16 protein-coding genes are annotated in these 17,244 nt (G+C 68.5%); 8 read left to right on the top strand and 8 right to left on the bottom strand.

From position 1 onward, the window contains the following. Nucleotides 1-76: 76 nt before the first annotated feature. From A5756_RS09420 to A5756_RS09385, 8 genes are all read left to right on the top strand, one after another. On the top strand, nucleotides 77-811 hold the full coding sequence (locus tag A5756_RS09420) for an NUDIX hydrolase (protein ID WP_066951137.1): 735 nt from the start codon (nucleotides 77-79) through the stop codon (nucleotides 809-811). Beyond that, nucleotides 808-3,201: a hypothetical protein gene (locus A5756_RS09415; protein ID WP_066951133.1), complete on the top strand. Its 2,394-nt coding sequence runs from the start codon at nucleotides 808-810 to the stop codon at nucleotides 3,199-3,201. The genes A5756_RS09420 and A5756_RS09415 overlap by 4 nt, the downstream gene beginning before the upstream one ends. Beyond that, the gene (locus A5756_RS09410; protein WP_066951129.1) at nucleotides 3,198-6,827 is read left to right on the top strand and encodes a murein biosynthesis integral membrane protein MurJ; all 3,630 of its coding nucleotides are present in this window, start codon (nucleotides 3,198-3,200) and stop codon (nucleotides 6,825-6,827) included. The genes A5756_RS09415 and A5756_RS09410 overlap by 4 nt, the downstream gene beginning before the upstream one ends. A 65-nt stretch (nucleotides 6,828-6,892) precedes the next feature. After that, nucleotides 6,893-7,504, top strand: coding sequence for an RNA polymerase sigma factor SigM (gene sigM, locus A5756_RS09405; RefSeq protein WP_066951126.1), 612 nt, complete (start codon nucleotides 6,893-6,895; stop codon nucleotides 7,502-7,504). Next, nucleotides 7,497-8,225 carry a hypothetical protein gene (locus A5756_RS09400; protein ID WP_066951123.1) on the top strand — a complete coding sequence of 243 codons (729 nt, stop codon included), beginning with the start codon at nucleotides 7,497-7,499 and terminating at the stop codon, nucleotides 8,223-8,225. Before sigM ends, A5756_RS09400 begins: the two co-directional genes overlap by 8 nt. A gap of 90 nt (nucleotides 8,226-8,315) precedes the next feature. Beyond that, nucleotides 8,316-9,323 (top strand): thioredoxin-disulfide reductase, encoded by a 1,008-nt coding sequence (trxB, locus tag A5756_RS09395; RefSeq protein ID WP_066951117.1) that lies wholly within the window; start codon nucleotides 8,316-8,318, stop codon nucleotides 9,321-9,323. After that, nucleotides 9,320-9,670, top strand: a complete 351-nt coding sequence (gene trxA / locus A5756_RS09390; protein WP_066951113.1) for a thioredoxin — start codon at nucleotides 9,320-9,322, stop codon at nucleotides 9,668-9,670. Before trxB ends, trxA begins: the two co-directional genes overlap by 4 nt. Before the next feature lie 135 nt (nucleotides 9,671-9,805). Continuing rightward, a complete protein-coding gene (locus A5756_RS09385; protein WP_066951108.1) occupies nucleotides 9,806-11,026 on the top strand; it encodes an N-acetylmuramoyl-L-alanine amidase in 1,221 nt (406 codons plus the stop codon). Here A5756_RS09385 and A5756_RS09380 read toward each other — a convergent pair. The 8 genes from A5756_RS09380 to rnpA all read right to left on the bottom strand — a co-directional run bounded on the left by A5756_RS09380 (nucleotide 11,023) and on the right by rnpA (nucleotide 17,223). Beyond that, the gene (locus A5756_RS09380; protein ID WP_066951104.1) at nucleotides 11,023-11,775 is read right to left on the bottom strand and encodes an acetyltransferase; all 753 of its coding nucleotides are present in this window, start codon (nucleotides 11,773-11,775) and stop codon (nucleotides 11,023-11,025) included. The two genes, A5756_RS09385 and A5756_RS09380, sit on opposite strands and share 4 nt — an antisense overlap. Nucleotides 11,776-12,030: 255 nt before the next feature. Beyond that, nucleotides 12,031-13,014 carry a ParB/RepB/Spo0J family partition protein gene (locus A5756_RS09375; protein ID WP_066951100.1) on the bottom strand — a complete coding sequence of 328 codons (984 nt, stop codon included), beginning with the start codon at nucleotides 13,012-13,014 and terminating at the stop codon, nucleotides 12,031-12,033. A gap of 23 nt (nucleotides 13,015-13,037) precedes the next feature. Beyond that, nucleotides 13,038-14,006: a ParA family protein gene (locus tag A5756_RS09370; protein WP_082948193.1), complete on the bottom strand. Its 969-nt coding sequence runs from the start codon at nucleotides 14,004-14,006 to the stop codon at nucleotides 13,038-13,040. After that, complete coding sequence (rsmG, locus tag A5756_RS09365) at nucleotides 14,003-14,728, bottom strand: 16S rRNA (guanine(527)-N(7))-methyltransferase RsmG (protein WP_066951092.1); 726 nt, start codon at nucleotides 14,726-14,728, stop codon at nucleotides 14,003-14,005. Before rsmG ends, A5756_RS09370 begins: the two co-directional genes overlap by 4 nt. A 61-nt stretch (nucleotides 14,729-14,789) precedes the next feature. Next, a complete protein-coding gene (locus A5756_RS09360) occupies nucleotides 14,790-15,350 on the bottom strand; it encodes a R3H domain-containing nucleic acid-binding protein (RefSeq protein WP_066951085.1) in 561 nt (186 codons plus the stop codon). Between the two features lie 79 nt (nucleotides 15,351-15,429). Beyond that, nucleotides 15,430-16,539 (bottom strand): membrane protein insertase YidC, encoded by a 1,110-nt coding sequence (yidC, locus tag A5756_RS09355; RefSeq protein ID WP_156659367.1) that lies wholly within the window; start codon nucleotides 16,537-16,539, stop codon nucleotides 15,430-15,432. Then, nucleotides 16,523-16,864, bottom strand: a complete 342-nt coding sequence (yidD, locus tag A5756_RS25400) for a membrane protein insertion efficiency factor YidD (protein WP_082948194.1) — start codon at nucleotides 16,862-16,864, stop codon at nucleotides 16,523-16,525. The genes yidC and yidD overlap by 17 nt, the downstream gene beginning before the upstream one ends. Then, on the bottom strand, nucleotides 16,861-17,223 hold the full coding sequence (gene rnpA / locus A5756_RS09350; RefSeq protein ID WP_066951077.1) for a ribonuclease P protein component: 363 nt from the start codon (nucleotides 17,221-17,223) through the stop codon (nucleotides 16,861-16,863). The genes yidD and rnpA overlap by 4 nt, the downstream gene beginning before the upstream one ends. Between the last annotated feature and the right edge of the window lie 21 nt (nucleotides 17,224-17,244).

The following is a 17,244-nucleotide window of genomic DNA, read 5'->3' as shown; positions in this document are numbered from 1 at the left end:
GACCTGAGCCATCGCGCGCCTCGCTAGCGGCGAGTATGTCCTGGGAGCAGATGGCGTGCCAGCTACTATCGCTTGGGTGTCGGACGGCGAACAAGGCAAGCCACGCAGGCGCCGGGGGCGGCGGCGCGGTCGTGGCGCTGCGAGTTCTACCGAGAACCAGACGAACGGCCAAGCCCCCGCCGACTCGACGCCGACGAAATCGCGCCGATCCCGTTCGCCTCGCCGCGGACCGGACCGGCTGCGGACCGTGCACGAAACCTCCGCCGGAGGACTGGTCATCGACGGGCTCGACGGGCCCCGGGACTCTCAGGTCGCGGCACTCATCGGCCGCATCGATCGCCGGGGACGAATGCTTTGGTCGTTGCCCAAGGGGCACATCGAACTCGGTGAGACCGCAGAGCAGACCGCTATAAGGGAAGTCGCCGAAGAGACCGGCATCCGCGGCAGCGTGCTGGCCGCGCTCGGACGCATCGACTACTGGTTCGTCACCGACGGCCGCCGGGTCCACAAGACCGTGCACCACTATTTGATGCGCTTCTCCGGCGGCGAGCTGTCCGACGAGGACCTCGAGGTGGCCGAGGTGGCCTGGGTGCCGATGCACGAGCTGCCGTCGAAGCTGGCCTACGCCGACGAACGTCGACTGGCCCGAGTGGCCCACGAGCTGATCGACAAGCTCCAAAACCACGGCCCCGCCGCCCTGCCGCCGCTCCCACCGACCTCTCCCCGACGCCGCCCGCAGACGCACTCGCGCACCCGGCATGCCGACAAGCCGGCGACCAGCCGGAAGAACGGCCACGGGCCAGGGCCGTGACGGCGCCCCGACTCTGCTTGTTACGCCTCGCGGCGGTGATCGGCATCGTGGCCGGGTTCGCGATGCTCACCGCGCCCGTCATGCCGCGCGCGGGCGCAGGCGAGCCGGGCGTGACACCGTTCGTCCGCGTCCGCATCGACCAGGTCACCCCGGATGTGGTCACCACGTCCAGCCAACCCATCGTCACCGTCAGCGGCATGGTGACCAACATCGGCGACCGCCCCGTCCGCGACGTCATGGTCCGCCTCGAACACGCCGGGGCGGTCACCGCGTCCACGGGATTGCGGACCACCTTGGACGGCGAGACCGACGGGTATCAGCCGGCCGCCGATTTCCTGACGGTCGCTCCAGAACTGCAACGCGGCCAAGAAGCCGGCTTCACGCTGTCGGCGCCGCTGCGCTCGTTGACTAAACAGTCCCTGGGTGTCGAGAAGCCCGGCATCTACCCGGTCCTGGTCAACGTCAATGGCACACCCGATTACGGCGCCCCCGCCAGGCTCGACAACGCGCGCTTCCTGTTGCCGGTGGTCGGTGTACCCCCTGACCAGGGCAGTGATCTGGGCTCCGCCGTCGCGCCCGACACCTCCAAACCCGTGTGGATCACCATGTTGTGGCCATTGGCCGACCGGCCCCGGCTGGCCCCCGGCGTGCCCGGCGGCACCATTCCCGTGCGCCTGGTCGACGACGACCTGGCCACCTCTCTGGCCAGCGGCGGCCGGCTCGACATCTTGCTGTCCGCGGCCGAAGTAGCCACCAGCCACGACGTCGACCCGGACGGCGCGGTCGGCCGGGCGTTGTGTTTGGCCGTCGACCCCGACCTGCTCGTCACCGTCAACGCGATGACCGCCGGCTATGTGGTGACCGATCCGCCCGAGGGCCCCGGTCAGCTTCCGGGCACTCTGACCCACCCGGGTGCCGGACAGGCCGCAGCGACCGAATGGCTCAACCGGCTGCGTGCCCTCGCCCGCCGCACCTGTGTCGCGCCGTTCCCCTACGCGCAGGCCGACCTGGACGCCCTGCAACGCGTCAACGACCGCGGGCTGAGCGCCGCGGCGACCACTGACGTCAACAGCATCGTCGACCGCATCCTGGACGTGCCGTCCGTGCGCGGCGCCACTCTGCTGCCCGATGGCCCGCTGACCAACCGCGCGGTCAACCTGCTCGGCGCCAACGAAGCCACCGTCGCCGTTGCCGCCGCCGACCTGTCCGCCTCCGATGCGCAGGGATCCTCCGATGCCACCGTCGACACCGCACCGCGGCGGCTGTCCCCGCAAGTGGTGGTCGCGCCGTTCGACCCGGCGGTTGGGGCCGCGCTGGCCGGGGCGGGAAACTCTCCCGCCGCCCCAACCTACCTGGACTCGTCGCTGACGGTCCGGCTCGCGCATGACTCGGCGACCGCACGCCGCCAGGACGCATTGGGCTCCATGTTCTGGCACGCCTTGCGCCACGATGACGCGCCCCGCACCCAGATCCTGGTCCCGCCGGCGACGTGGAATTTGCAGGCCGACGACGCCCACGTGATCTTGACCGCGCTCACCACCACCATCCGGTCCGGTCTCGCGGTACCGCGGCCGCTGCCGGCGGTGGTTGCCGAGGCCAACCAGGCTGGACAAGCCGGTACGGAGCAGTCCGAGCCGGCCGGGGCATACACCTCCGTGCGCGGCCGATTCGGCGACGACGTGACCGCCGCCGTGGCCGGCCAGGTCGGCCGGCTGTGGGGTCTGACGTCGGCGCTGAGCACCGACGAGCGCACCGGGCTGACCGGCATCCAGTACACCGCGCCGCTGCGCGAAGACATGCTGCGCGCGCTCAGCCAGTCCGAACCGCCCGACACCCGCAACGGAATGGCCCAGCAGCGTTTGGCCGTCGTCGGCAAGACGATCAACGACCTGTTCGGCGCGGTCACGATCGTCAACCCTGGCGGTTCCTACACCCTGGCCACCGAGCACAGCCCCCTACCGCTCGCGCTGCACAACGGCCTGGCCGTCCCCATCCGGGTGCGGCTGCAGGTCGACGCCCCACCGGGGATGACAGTCACCGACGTTGGCCAGATCGAATTGCCGCCCGGATACCTGCCGCTGCGGGTGCCGATCGAAGTGAACTTCACCCAGCGGGTCGCCATCGACGTGACGCTGCGAACCCCGGAGGGCTTGCGGCTGGGTGAGCCGGTTCGCCTGTCGGTGCATTCCAACGCCTACGGCAAGGTGCTGTTCGCCATCACCATGACCGCTGCCGCCGTGCTGATGTTGCTGGCCGGCCGGCGCCTGTGGCACCGCTTCCGCGGCCAACCCGACCGCGCCGACCTGGACCGGCCGGACCCGCCCGGAGCCAGATCCGCGCACGCGGACGACCACACCGACGATCGGGTCGAGCAAGAGCATCGAGTATGAAACCCGCCCACCGGCAGGCCGCACCGCAACATCCCCGCCCGGCACAGCCGCCGCGGCGCCCCCGAAGCACGGGCTCGCCACCGACGGGTCCGCTGCCGCCCGTCCCAGCGGGGATCGATCGCCGGCGACCCGAACTTTCCGACGCCGCGCTGGTATCGCGGTCATGGGCGATGGCGTTCGCCACGCTGGTCAGCCGGCTGACCGGCTTCGCCCGGGTCGTGCTCCTGGCGGCCATCTTGGGCGCCGCGCTATCCAGCGCGTTCTCGGTGGCCAATCAGCTGCCGAACCTGGTGGCGGCGCTGGTGCTCGAGGCGACCTTCACCGCCATTTTCGTGCCGGTGCTGGCTCGCGCCGAGCAGAGCGACCCCGACGGCGGAGCCGCGTTCGTGCGGCGCCTGGTCACATTGACAACCGCGCTGCTGGTCCTGGCGACCGTGCTGTCGGTGCTTGCCGCTCCGCTGCTGGTGCGGCTGATGCTCGGCCGCACCCCGCAGGTCAACGAGCCGCTGACCACCGCGTTCGCCTACCTCTTGCTCCCCCAGGTGCTCGCCTACGGCCTGACGTCGGTGTTCATGGCGATCCTCAACACCCGCAACGTGTTCGGGCCGACGGCGTGGGCGCCGGTGGTCAACAACGTCGTCGCGCTCGCGACCTTGGCGGTGTACGCGGCGGTGCCGGGCGAACTGTCGGTCGACCCCGTGCGGATGGGCAACACCAAGCTGTTGGTCCTCGGCATCGGTACCACGCTGGGCGTCTTCGCGCAGACCGCGGTGCTGCTGGCGGCGCTGCGGCGCCAGCGGGTCGACCTGCGCCCCTTATGGGGAGTCGACGAGCGCCTCAAGCGATTCGGCACGATGGCCGCCGCGATGGTGCTCTACGTGCTGATCAGCCAGCTCGGCCTGGTGGTCGGCAACCAGATCGCCAGCACGGCGGCCGCCTCGGGGCCCGCGATTTACAACTACACCTGGCTGGTCCTGATGCTGCCGTTCGGCATGATCGGCGTGACCGTGCTGACCGTGGTGATGCCGCGGCTGAGCCGCAACGCCGCCGCCGACGACACCAAGGCCGTGCTCGCCGACCTGTCGCTGGCCACCCGCCTGACGTTGATCACGCTGATCCCGATCGTCGCGTTCATGACGGTCGGCGGTCCAGCGATCGGCAGCGCGCTGTTCGCCTACGGCCACTTCGGCGGAGTCGACGCCGGATACCTGGGCGCCGCGATCGCCCTGTCGGCGTTCACGCTGATCCCCTACGGGCTGGTGCTGCTGCAGCTGCGCGTCTTCTACGCGCGCGAACAGCCCTGGACGCCGATCGTCATCATTCTTGTCATCACGGCGGTCAAGATCGTCGGATCCGTGCTGGCGCCCCACCTCACCGGCGACCCCAAGCTAGTAGCCGGTTATCTGGGGCTGGCGAACGGGATCGGTTTTCTTGCCGGCGCGGTCATCGGTTACCTCCTGCTGCGGCGCACCCTGCTGCCGGCGGGCGGCCACCTGATCGGCAGAGGTGAGCTGCGCACCATCCTGGTCACGCTCACCGCCTCGATGCTGGCCGGTCTGGTGGCCCATGTGGCCGACCGGTTGGCGGGACTGGACCGGCTGACCGCGCACGGCGGCGGCGCGGGTTCCTTGCTGCGCCTGCTCATCCTGGCCGTCATCATGCTGCCGATCATGGCGACGGTGATGCTCCGCGCGCGTGTCCCGGAGGCGCAGGCCGCACTGGACGCCGTCAGACGCCGCTTCGGGGGCCATGCTGTGCTGTCCCGCAAATCGATGACCCCGGATGGATCGTCCGGCCGGTCCCCGGTCACGTACCCTGAGCAGAGGAATTCGTCCCCGCCTGGGGTAAATGTGGTCCAGGAGCCGATCCGGCGCAGACCTCCGGAGCGGGCAATCCCAGCCCGGCTAGCGAAAGGACCGGAGGTGACCGACCGCCCTGTCGAGAGTGCCGCGTCGGGTGCCGAGCTGCCACGACCGGTTGCCGACGACTTCCAACCCGACATCCCCGCCGACCCCGCCGACCGCCCGTCCGAGCCGGCGGCGCCGCGCCCGTCCGACCAGCGCAACGGCGACGTTGCGCCCGAGTCGCGCGGCGGTCCGGCCCCGTTTGATGCGCCCCGCGACCGCGGCGGGGACCCGGCAGGTGACGACGTCCATTTGGTTCCCGGCGCGCGCATCGCCGGCGGCCGGTATCGCCTGCTGGTCTTCCACGGCGGCGCGCCACCCCTGCAGTTCTGGCAGGCGCTCGACACCGCGCTGGACCGCCAGGTGGCGCTGACCTTCGTCGACCCTGACGGGGCGTTGCCCGACGAGGTGCTGCAGGAAATCCTGTCCCGCACCCTGCGGCTCAGCCGCATCGACAAGCCCGGCATCGCCCGGGTGCTCGATGTGGTCCATACCGGCCACGGCGGCCTGGTCGTCTCGGAGTGGGTGCGGGGCGGTTCGCTGCAGGAGGTGGCCGACACCGCGCCGTCGCCCGTCGGTGCCGTCCGAGCCATGCAATCGTTGGCGGCGGCCGCGGACGCGGCCCACCGCGCCGGTGTCGCGTTATCGATCGACCACCCGAGCCGGGTGCGCGTCAGCATCGAGGGCGACGTCGTGCTGGCGTACCCGGCGACCATGCCCGAGGCCAACCCGCAGGGCGACATCCGCGGCATCGGCGCAGCGCTGTATGCCCTGCTGGTCAATCGGTGGCCACTCGCGGAGTCCACCGTGCGCAGTGGGCTCGCCCCGGCCGAACGCGATTCGACGGGCCAGCCGGTGGAGCCGATGGTTGTCGACCGTGGCATCCCCTTCCAGATTTCGGCCGTCGCGGTCCGCGCGGTTCAGGAAGATGGCGGGATACGCAGCGCGTCAACGCTTTTGAACCTGCTGCAACAAGCGACTGCGGTGGCCGACCGGACCGAGGTGCTGGGTCCGATCGACGATTCGCCGGCGCCCGCCACCGCGCGTGCGGCCGCGGGGCAGGACGACGCGGCGCTGGCGCGCCGCCGCCGCAACGTCTTGATCGGCGTGGGCGCGGGCCTTGTCGTCATCGTGGTGGCGCTGTTGGTCCTGGCGTCGGTGGTGAGCAAGATCTTCGGCAACGTCGGCGGCGGCCTCAACAAGGACGAACTCGGGCTGAACGGCCCCTCCTCCTCCACCTCGTCGTCGGCCCCCAGCTCCGCGGCCGCCGGCAGCGTCGTCAAGCCGACCAAAGCGACGGTCTACTCCCCCGACGGCGATGCCGACAACGCGGGCACGGCCGGGCAGGCGATCGACGGTGATCCCTCGACCGCCTGGGCGACCGAGGTCTACACCGACGCGGTTCCGTTCCCCAGCTTCAAGCAGGGTGAAGGCCTGATGCTGCAGCTGCCCAGCGCCACCGTCATCGGGCAGGTCACCATCGACACGCCGAGCAGCGGGACCAAGGTCGAGATTCGGTCGTCGGCCACGGCCTCCCCAGCGTCGCTGAACGACACCACCGTGCTGGCGCCCGCCTTCACGCTCAAGCCGGGTCACAACGTCATCCCGGTCCGGGCGGGTTCGGCGACGTCGAATCTGCTGGTGTGGATCTCGACGCTGGGAACCACCAACGGCAAGAGCCAGGCCGGCTTCTTCGAGATCACGGTCCAGGCCGCTTCCTGACCGCGCTCACAGCGCCCCCGCCGTGGTGAAGTGCCGCCCCGCAGCCGATTGGTTAGTGTCCGGCCGTGGGTTCCCGGGGAGACATCCAGCGCGAACGCAGTGATGCCGAGCTGCTGGCAGCCCACGTCGCCGGCGACCGGCACGCCTTCGGCGAGTTGTTCCTGCGCCACCAGCGACAGCTGCATCGGCTGGCCCGCCTCACCACGCGCACAGCCGAGGACGCCGAGGACGCGTTGCAGGACGCCATGCTCTCGGCGCACCGCGGCGCCGGCGCGTTTCGGCATGACGCCGCGGTCGGCAGTTGGCTGCACCGCATCGTCGTCAACGCCTGCCTGGACCGGCTGCGGCGCACCAAGTCCCACCCGACGATCCCGCTCGAAGACGTCTACCCGGTGCCCGATCGCACGGCCCAGGTCGAGACCGCGATGCTGGTGCAGCGCGCGCTGATGCGGCTTCCCGTCGAGCAACGGGCCGCGGTGGTCGCCGTCGACATGCAGGGGTACTCGGTGGCCGACACCGCGGCGTTACTGGGCATCGCCGAGGGCACCGTCAAGAGCCGGTGCGCCCGGGCGCGGATGCGCCTCGCCGAGCTTCTCGGCTATCTCAAAGCCGCGCCCGACCTGGGCCCACCCATGGCCGTCAGGCGGCGCATGACGGACACTGGGGCGGATGAGTGAAGCCGACGACGAAGCCGACGAGCCGCCCCTGACGGTCGAGCTTCTCGCCGACCTGCAAGCCGGCCTGCTGGACGACGAAGCCGCGGCCCGCGTGCGGCGACGGGTCCGGGATGACCCGCAGGCCGAGCAGGTTCTGCGCGCCCTCAACCGGGCACGCTGTGACGTCGCCACGCTGGGAGCCGGCCCGGCACCCGACGTCCCGCCCGAGGTCACCACCCGGATCTCGGCGGCGCTGGCCTCGGCTGAGACAGACCAGCCGGTCGCGCACTCGGCCCGGCCCCGGATCCGGCCCGCGCGGGTGGTCGCCGTAGTAGTGGGGGTGGGCGCGCTGCTCGCGGCGGTCGGCGTGGGCACCGCGGCTCTGGTCACCGCTCCGGAGCCTGCCCCCAGCACCCCGGTCACCGCCGAGCACATCACCGTGTCGACCCCGCCGATGGTGGTGCCGCTGTCGCAGGACGAACTACTCGGCCTGCTCAACCAGAGCCCGGATTACGGCCCCCTCGGTGACCCGGCGCGGCGCGCTTCCTGCCTCACCGGCCTCGGCTATCCGGCGTCCACGCAGGTGCTGGGGGCGCGCCGCGTCGAGATCAACGCCCGCCCCGGGGTCGTCCTGGTGGTGGCGGGCGACACTCCCCACAGCCTGGCGGTCTACGCCGTCGCGCTGAACTGCAGCGCCGCCGACACCGGCTTGTTGGCCAACACCGAAATCCCCCGCCCCTAGTGTGGTGACATGGGTGGTCCGACACCCGGGAACAGCCGTGCCTACGCTGGCGTTTGTACGAATCCAGGGACGATCGTTTGAAAGGGTTCTATGACCGCCGACACTGTGCACGACGTCATCATCGTTGGTTCGGGTCCTGCTGGGTACACCGCGGCGTTGTACACGGCGCGGGCGCAGCTGGCGCCGGTGGTGTTCGAAGGGACGTCGTTTGGTGGCGCGTTGATGACCACCACCGAGGTGGAGAATTTCCCGGGTTTTCGTGACGGCATCACAGGTCCCGAGTTGATGGACCAGATGCGTGAACAGGCCCTGCGTTTCGGAGCCGACCTGCGGATGGAAGACGTCGAATCGGTTTCGCTGGACGGCCCGGTCAAGTCGGTGACGACCGCCGAGGGCGAGACCGTCCGCGCCCGGGCGGTCATCTTGGCCATGGGCGCGGCGGCGCGGTATCTGGGGGTGCCCGGTGAGCAGGAGCTGCTGGGCCGCGGGGTGAGTTCGTGCGCGACCTGTGACGGGTTCTTCTTCAGAGACCAAGACATCGCGGTCATCGGTGGCGGGGACTCGGCGATGGAGGAGGCCACGTTCTTGACCCGGTTCGCGCGCAGCGTCACCCTGGTGCACCGCCGCGACGAATTCCGCGCCTCGCGCATCATGCTCGAACGCGCCCGGGCCAACGACAAGATCACCTTCGCGACCAACAAGGCCGTGCTGGGCGTCGAAGGCGATCAGACGGTCACGGGTTTGCGGGTGCGCGACACCCTCACCGGGGAGGAATCCACTCTGCCCGTGACGGGTGTGTTCGTGGCGATCGGTCACGACCCGCGCTCGGAGTTGGTGCGCGATGTTCTCGACACCGACCCCGAGGGCTACGTGCTGGTTCAGGGCCGCACCACGGCCACCTCGATCGAGGGGGTGTTCGCCGCCGGGGACCTGGTGGATCGCACGTACCGCCAGGCGATTACCGCCGCCGGCAGCGGCTGCTCAGCGGCCATCGCCGCCGAGCGCTGGCTGGCCGACCATGTCGAATCAAGCTCTGCCGCTCAAAGCGACGCCACCGAATTTCCGGGCAGTACCGAGATGATTGGAGCACCTCAATGACCGCCGAAAAAGCCGGGGCCACAATCGAAGTCTCTGACGCATCGTTCTCCACGGAGGTGTTGTCCAGCAATAAGCCTGTGCTGGTTGATTTTTGGGCGACGTGGTGCGGGCCGTGCAAGATGGTCGCGCCGGTGCTCGAGGAAATCGCGAGCGAGCGCGCCGAGCAGCTCACCATCGCCAAGCTCGATGTGGATGCCAATCCGGAGACCGCGCGCGACTTCCAAGTCGTCTCCATCCCCACCATGATTCTGTTCAAAGACGGCCAGCCGGTGAAGCGGATCGTGGGCGCCAAAGGCAAGGCAGCGCTGCTGCGGGAGCTCTCGGACGCGGTTCCCAACCTCAGCTGATCGCGATTTAAGTTCGCCGCACCACGCCCCGGCGTTCAGCCTGGGGTTTTCCCGAATATGCGAAGCATCTGCGACAATTGCTGTTAGCTGTTGCTCAGATGCGAGCCTGTCAGTGTGTCCCGGAGGGCCTTTGGTATGTCGAGTCCGCGCCGTGAATACGGCGATGCGCTGCGCTGTGGTGACCGCAGCGCAGCTGTGACCGAGATCCGGGCTACGTTGGCAGCGCTAGGGCTGCTGGACGGCGCCGAAGATGATCTCACCACCGGCCGGCATGTGCCCCCCGAGCTGTTCGATATCGAACTCGACCAGGCGGTACGCGCTTTCCAGCAGCACCGCGGCCTGCTGGTGGACGGCATCGTCGGCGAGGCCACCTATAGGGCGCTGAAAGAGGCGTCCTACCGGCTCGGCGCGCGCACGCTGTACCACCAATTCGGTGCCCCGCTCTACGGTGACGACGTCGCCACCCTGCAGGCTCGCCTCCAGGACCTCGGTTTCTACACCGGCCTGGTCGATGGCCACTTCGGGTTGCAGACGCACAACGCGTTGATGTCTTACCAGCGTGAGTACGGGCTCGCCGCCGACGGCATCTGTGGTCCAGAGACATTGCGCTCCTTGTACTTTCTGAGCTCCCGCGTCACGGGCGGCTCACCGCACGCAATTCGCGAGGAGGAGCTGGTCCGCCGATCCGGACCCAAGCTGTCGGGCAAGCGGATCATCATCGATCCGGGCCGCGGCGGCACGGATCACGGCGAGCTCATGCAGGGTCCGTCGGGACCGGTCAGCGAAGCGGATGTGTTGTGGGACTTGGCAAGCCGCCTCGAGGGGCGGATGACCGCCATCGGCATGGAAACCTTCTTGTCACGGCCGGTCAACCGCAGTCCGTCCGACGCCGAACGCGCTGCCACGGCCAACAACGTCGGGGCGGACCTGATGATCAGCCTGCGCTGTGAAAGCCAGCCCAGCCCCGCGGCCAACGGTGTGGCTTCCTTTCATTTCGGAAACTCGCACGGCTCGGTGTCCACGATCGGGCGCAATCTCGCCGACTTCATTCAACGAGAAGTTGTGGCCCGCACCGGGTTACGGGATTGCCGAACCCATGGCCGCACATGGGATCTGCTGCGCCTGACCCGGATGCCCACGGTGCAGGTGGACGTCGGCTACATCACCAATCCACAGGATCGCGCAATGCTGATCTCGACGCAGACCCGCGACGCCATCGCCGAAGGTATCCTCGCCGCGGTCAAGCGGCTCTACCTCCTGGGCAAGAATGACCGGCCCACCGGCACATTCACCTTCGCCGAACTGCTGGCCCACGAACTGTCCGTGGAACGCACCAGCCGGCTCGGCGGCTCCTAGCCGATTTCGGCGCCCTGCAACGCATTTCCTGACGCAGACCCGGCCCCCACCGGCTCTTGCAGTTGTGCGGCTTCCAGCAGGCGCTCCAGTGCCGCCTCGACTTCGGCCTTCCACCCGAGACCCTTGTCCAGCTCGAGGCGCAGCCGCGGAAAGTACGGGTGTGGCGCCACCACGACGAAACCCGCGTCCTGCAGAAACTCCGCATCGATGACGCAGTGGTCCACCGAGCAGTCACCGACGGCCTCCAGCACCGGCCGCACATCAGGCCCCACCGCCAGCGGGTCCTGCAGCTCCGACGCCGCCGGCGTGCGGCCGAAGGCTTCCAGCGCCCGCACTCCGCGTCGAACCAGTTCGTCGATCACCCGGGCAAGCAGCCCGTGCAGCACATCGTCGGCGGCCTGCCCGGGCTCGGTACCCATCGAAGTCAGCAGCACCGCGTCCGCTGAGACCGGCGCGGTGGGAAACCGCTGTGCCCGCGGCACCGCCCGCGGCGGCGCGTAGAACACGTAGCCCAGGCACGGCGGTTCGCTTTGGCTCCGGTCGTCGACGGCGGCCGTCGCGACCTGACCGCACGACCCCCACTCCAGCATGACCATCGACAGCCAGGCTTCCTTCTCGAATTCCGGATCGGCGAGGTGGTCCTGATTACCGAGGGTCGCCGGGTCGACCTCCCAATACACGCAGCGACGCGCATGCTTGGGAAGCTGTTCGAAGGCCTCGAGGCGCAGCGGGGTGATTCGAGCGGACACTAGCCTCCTGGCTCCTGTGCGGTACTGCAGCCAATGGCACCGGCAACCCCTCCAGGATAAGAGAGGAGGTCGCAATCCGGCCAGCTTTGTCGTCGAGGCGCCGATCACGGCGCCGGAACGCTCGATGCGTTACCGTCCAGACCGGTTCGTTATCGAAAATCGTTGAAACCCATGCGGTTTCGTAACACGGCGGGGGCTGTTGCCTATCCGTAACCGCTCCGGTGTCACAGTGACGTAATTACAGGGTATGGCGGGTCAGGCCTTGGCGGTGGTCATCATGTCGATGATTCGTTGCAGATCGTCCACGGAGCCGAATTCCACGACGATCTTCCCTTTGCGTTTGCCCAGGCTGACCGTCACCCGGGTATCGAAGGCGTTCGACAGCCGATCGGCGACTTCCTGGAGGCCCGGCATCTGGATCGGCTTCCGCCGCTGGGGAGACGGCGCGCTCGCGCCGCTCCGATTTGCGAGCGTCACCGCCTCCTCGGTCGCCCGCACCGACAACCCCTCCGCGACGATCCGGCTGGCCAGTTCCTCCTGCGCCTCGGGCCCGGCCTCCAGCGATAGCAGAGCGCGGGCGTGGCCGGCCGACAGCACGCCCGCGGCCACCCGCCGTTGCACCGGAATCGGCAGCTTGAGCAACCGGATCATGTTGGTGATCAGTGGCCGCGAACGGCCGATGCGCGAGGCGAGTTCATCGTGGGTGACGCCGAATTCGTCGAGCAGCTGCTGGTATGCCGCCGCCTCTTCCAAGGGGTTTAGCTGCACCCGGTGGATGTTCTCCAGAAGGGCGTCGCGGAGCAGATTGTCATCGCCCGTCTCGCGCACGATGGTGGGGATGGTGGCGAGCCCGGCCTCTTGCGCGGCCCGCCAGCGCCGCTCCCCCATCACGATCTGATACCGCGGGCCCGTCTTGGCTCCGGGCACCGCCCGCACCACGATGGGCTGCAGCAGACCGAACTCGCGGATGGAGTGCACCAGCTCGGAGAGCGCCTCGTCGTCGAACACCTGCCGCGGCTGACGTGGATTGGGTTCGATGTCGGCGGGTGCGATTTCGCGATACACCGCGCCCGCTGGCGCCAGCTCCGGGCCCGGACCGCCGATCAGCACGTCCGCCGCCGCGTCCCCCATCCGCGGACCGAGGGTCGCGGGGCCGGAGTCACCTTCGGCGGGACCGGTCGGGATCAGCGAAGCCAGGCCGCGGCCGAGGCCGCCCTTCTTGCGTAACGGCTGCGTCATGGTCGTCCCTTCACGGATGGTGGTCAATCGCGTTCGGCGAGTTCACGGCTCGCGTCGAGATAGCTCATCGCCCCGCGCGAACCGGGGTCGTAGTCGATGATGGTCATGCTGTAACCGGGCGCCTCCGAGACTTTGACGCTGCGCGGGATCACCGTGCGCAGCACCTTGGTGCCGAAGTACCGGCGCACCTCTTCGGCGACCTGGTCGGCGAGCTTGGTGCGCCCGTCGTACATGGTGAGCACCACGGTGCTCACGTCGAGCCGCGGGTTGAGGTGGGCCTTCACCATCTCGATGTTGCGCATCAGCTGCGACACACCCTCGAGCGCGTAGTACTCGCACTGGATCGGGATCATCACCTCCGGCGCTGCGACGAGCGCGTTGATGGTCAGCAGTCCCAATGATGGCGGGCAGTCGATGAAGACGTAGTCGAAGTCGAGGTCGTCCAGTTGCGCCAGGGCAGTCCGCAGCCGGTTCTCGCGCGCCACCATGCTGACCAATTCGATCTCGGCGCCCGCCAAGTCGATGGTGGCGGGGACGCAGAAGAGTCGATCGTTATGCGGGCTGCGTCGCAGCGCGTCCTTGACGTCGACCTCACCGATGAGCACCTCGTACGACGAGGGCGTGCCCGATTGCCGGTCGGTGATACCGAGCGCGGTGCTTGCGTTGCCCTGTGGGTCGAGGTCGATGACCAACGTCTTGAGCCCCTGCAGCGCGAGCGCCGCAGCGAGGTTCACCGCCGTGGTGGTCTTGCCGACACCACCTTTCTGGTTGGCAACGGTCAGGACGCGGCGGTGACCCGGCCGGCGCAGCGGCGGATACGTTGTGTGCAGGACCCGCATCGCCCGCTCGGCGGCGGCGCCTATCGGCGTATCGAATTCGTCCGCTGTTTCACGTGAAACATTCGCCGCGGGATCCCCGACAGCCTCCGGCGCTACGGCCGCCTCGGGTGCCTGGACGTGCGCGGCGCTTGGCGATTCTCCCGGATTATTCATCGGTTTCCGGCCTCCCCCGTCCGTGCCGGCTGATGGCGCGGCTGCGTTCCGCGTCGGGCTATCACTACGGTTGCGGGGGGACGCAAATAGGTCGCGCCACATGTCACCACCCTGGCATCAAGAGCGCCCGATGCTGCCATCACACGCCGGTACTGTTCAACTTCGTCGCGTCCGCGCTCGCCCTTGATCGCGAGCATCCGACCGCCCGGCCGCAGCAACGGCATGCTCCACTTCGCCAGCTTGTCCAACGACGCAACCGCTCGTGACACCGCCGCATCCCTTTCCCCGAACTGGTGGCGTACCCACAGTTCCTCGGCACGGCCGCGGACCACTTCGACGGCTAACCCTAGTTGGTCGACGACCTCGCTGAGAAATTCGCTACGGCGCAACAGCGGCTCGAGCAGCACCACGTCCAGATCCGGACGTGCGAGCGCCAGCGGGATTCCGGGCAATCCCGCGCCGCTGCCGATGTCGATGACCCGCTCCCCCGGCTCGAGCAACTCCGCGACCGCGGCGCTGTTGAGGACATGGCGTTCCCAGATGCGCTCCACTTCGCGCGGGCCGAGCAGCCCCCGTTCCACTCCGGCGCCGGCCAGCACCTCCGCGTACCGCCGCGCCAAATCGAGCCGCGCACCGAAGATCGACGCCGCGACGTCCGGCTCCGGCGGGGCGAGTTGGTCCCCGTCGGGTTCGACCGGGCCGACATGTTTCACGTGAAACATCCTCTGCTTTGCCTGGCGCGGAATCGGGGCGCACCGCCGGAACTACACGGCTGTAACTCGGCTAGTCGTGCAGGACGACAACTCTCCGTGCGGGCTCCACGCCCTCGCTCTCGCTGTGCACGCCCGGCACCGCCGCGACGGCATCGTGGACGATCTTGCGCTCGAACGGCGTCATGGGCGCGAGCTCTTCACGTTCGCCGGATTCCAGCACGCGCCGCGCCACCTTGTCGCCCAGGGCCGCCAACTCCTCGCGGCGCCGCCGGCGCCAACTGGCGATGTCGAGCATCAACCGGCTACGGACGCCCGTCTTCTGGTGCACGGCCAGCCGGGTGAGCTCCTGCAGCGCGTCGAGCACCTCGCCGCCGCGGCCCACCAACTTGTTCAAGTCGTCACTACCGTCGATGCTCACGATCGCCCGGTTGCCTTCGACGTCCAGATCGATGTCCCCGTCGAAGTCCAACAGGTCCAACAACTCTTCCAAGTAGTCGCCGGCTATCTCGCCCTCGGCGACCAATCGCTCCTCCTGGTCGTCGAAGTCCTCGGCGCCCTCCTCGGCCGGCCGCTCGGCTTCGAGTTCGGTATCCACGTCCCGTTCGTCGGTGGTGGTGTCTGCGTCGGTCATGTCTTTCTCTCCCTCATCCACGGGTCCCTGCCAATGGGTCGCCCTGCCAGGGCAGCCCGGTATGGCGATGTCTCCCTTGTCAGCGTTTGCGTTTCTTGGGTCGTGCGCCCGGTCGCGGAGTGCGGTTGGGCGTGCCACCGTTTTGTCCACTCGGATTCGGATTGTCCGCCTCGGGCTTCGCCGATGGGACTTCGCCGGCGGCGGCCTCGGAGTCCGCCTCCCCCTCGGCGGCCGTCGACGACCCGTTGCCCACCGGCTGTCCCGGCTTCGGGTTGCGCTTCGGTTTCACCCCGGGCGCCGGCGCGTTGGCCGCCCGGCGCTCCAGCGCTTCTTGCTTCTTGGCCTCGTCCTCTTTTTCGATCATGCTGAACACGTAGTGCTGCTGACCGAATGTCCAGATGTTGTTCGCGAACCAGTACAGGATGATCGCGAGCGGCAGGAACGGACCGCCGACGACCACGCCGAGCGGAAACACATACAGCGCAAGCTTGTTCATCATCGCCGTCTGCGGATTGGCTGCGGCTTCTGCGCTCTGCCGCGCCACCGATGCCCGGCTGTTGAAGTAGGTCGCGATGCCGGCCAGGATCATCACCGGGGCGCCGACCGCGATGACCGCCGGCCGGCTGAAGAAGGTGAACGCGTCCAGCCCCGTCCGCTGCGTCATGAACGCGCCGATCGGTGCGCCGAACAAGTTGGCATCCAGGAAGTGCCCGACATCCGTCGGAGTGAAGACATAGTTTCCGGTGAGGCGGTTCTGCACCACCGACAGGTGCGGCTGACCGAAGCCCCCGGTGGTCCGGTTGAACGACCGCAACACGTGATACAGGCCAATGAACACCGGGATCTGCGCGAGCATCGGCAAGCACCCGAGGATGGGGTTGAACCCGTGCTCGCGTTGCAGCTTCTGCATCTCCAGCGCCATCCGCTGGCGGTCTTTCCCGTACTTCTTCTGCAGCGCCTTGATCTGCGGTTGCAGTTCCTGCATCTGACGGGTGGTGCGGATCTGCCGCACGAAGGGCTTGTACAGCAGCGCTCTCAGGGTGAACACCAGGAACATCACCGACAGCGCCCACGCGAAGAAGTTCGACGGTCCCAGCATCGAGGCGAACAGCTTGTACCAAGCCCACATGATCCACGACACCGGGTAGTAGACGAAGTCGAGGCTAAAGAAATCAAACAAGAGTTCCACTCTCCCCTCGCGCCGCCGGGCGGGCCCAAGCGTCGCTGGCATCTTCGAAGTTCACGTGACATCCCGAGCGCTCCGGGATCGGATCCCATCCGCCCCGATGCCATGGTCCGCACTTGGCAAGCCTGACCACAGCCAACCAACTCCCCCGCATCAAGCCGTACTCGGTCAGCGCGTCGACCGCATACTGGCTGCACGTCGGCACGAAGCGACATGTCGCCGGCCGCAGCGGCGAAACCATGTGCCGGTACAGCTGGATCAGAGAAATCAGGCCCCGCACGGTCGCCGCGCCCAACGGATGGATGGCGCCGCGTGCCGGCGCGGTCACTCTTGCCGTCCCGCCGACTCGAGCGCCCGCCGCAAACCTCGGCGCAACTCCTGTGCCAATCGCTCCGACGACGCGGTCCGACTGCCGGGCAACGCCCGGATCACCAACTGATCGGAATCTTCGAGCTGCCCCAAGATGGATCGCGCCACATGTCGCAGCCGCCGCGACACCCGATGGCGTTCCACGGCCGAGCCCACCGACTTGCCGACAATCAATCCGACCCGCGGAGCCGTCGCGACATCGTGATCGCTCGCCCGCCGGATGTGGACCACGATGTCGGGTTGCCAGGCGCGGACGCCCTGCTTCACCGTCGCGTCAAACTCCGTTGACCGCCTCATGCGGTTGCGTGCGGAAAGCACCGCCGAAAAACCCGACGTTGC

This window comes from Mycobacterium sp. 852002-53434_SCH5985345 (assembly GCF_001667155.1).
Classification (GTDB): domain Bacteria; phylum Actinomycetota; class Actinomycetes; order Mycobacteriales; family Mycobacteriaceae; genus Mycobacterium.
This window is presented reverse-complemented; position numbering and strand designations above follow the sequence as displayed.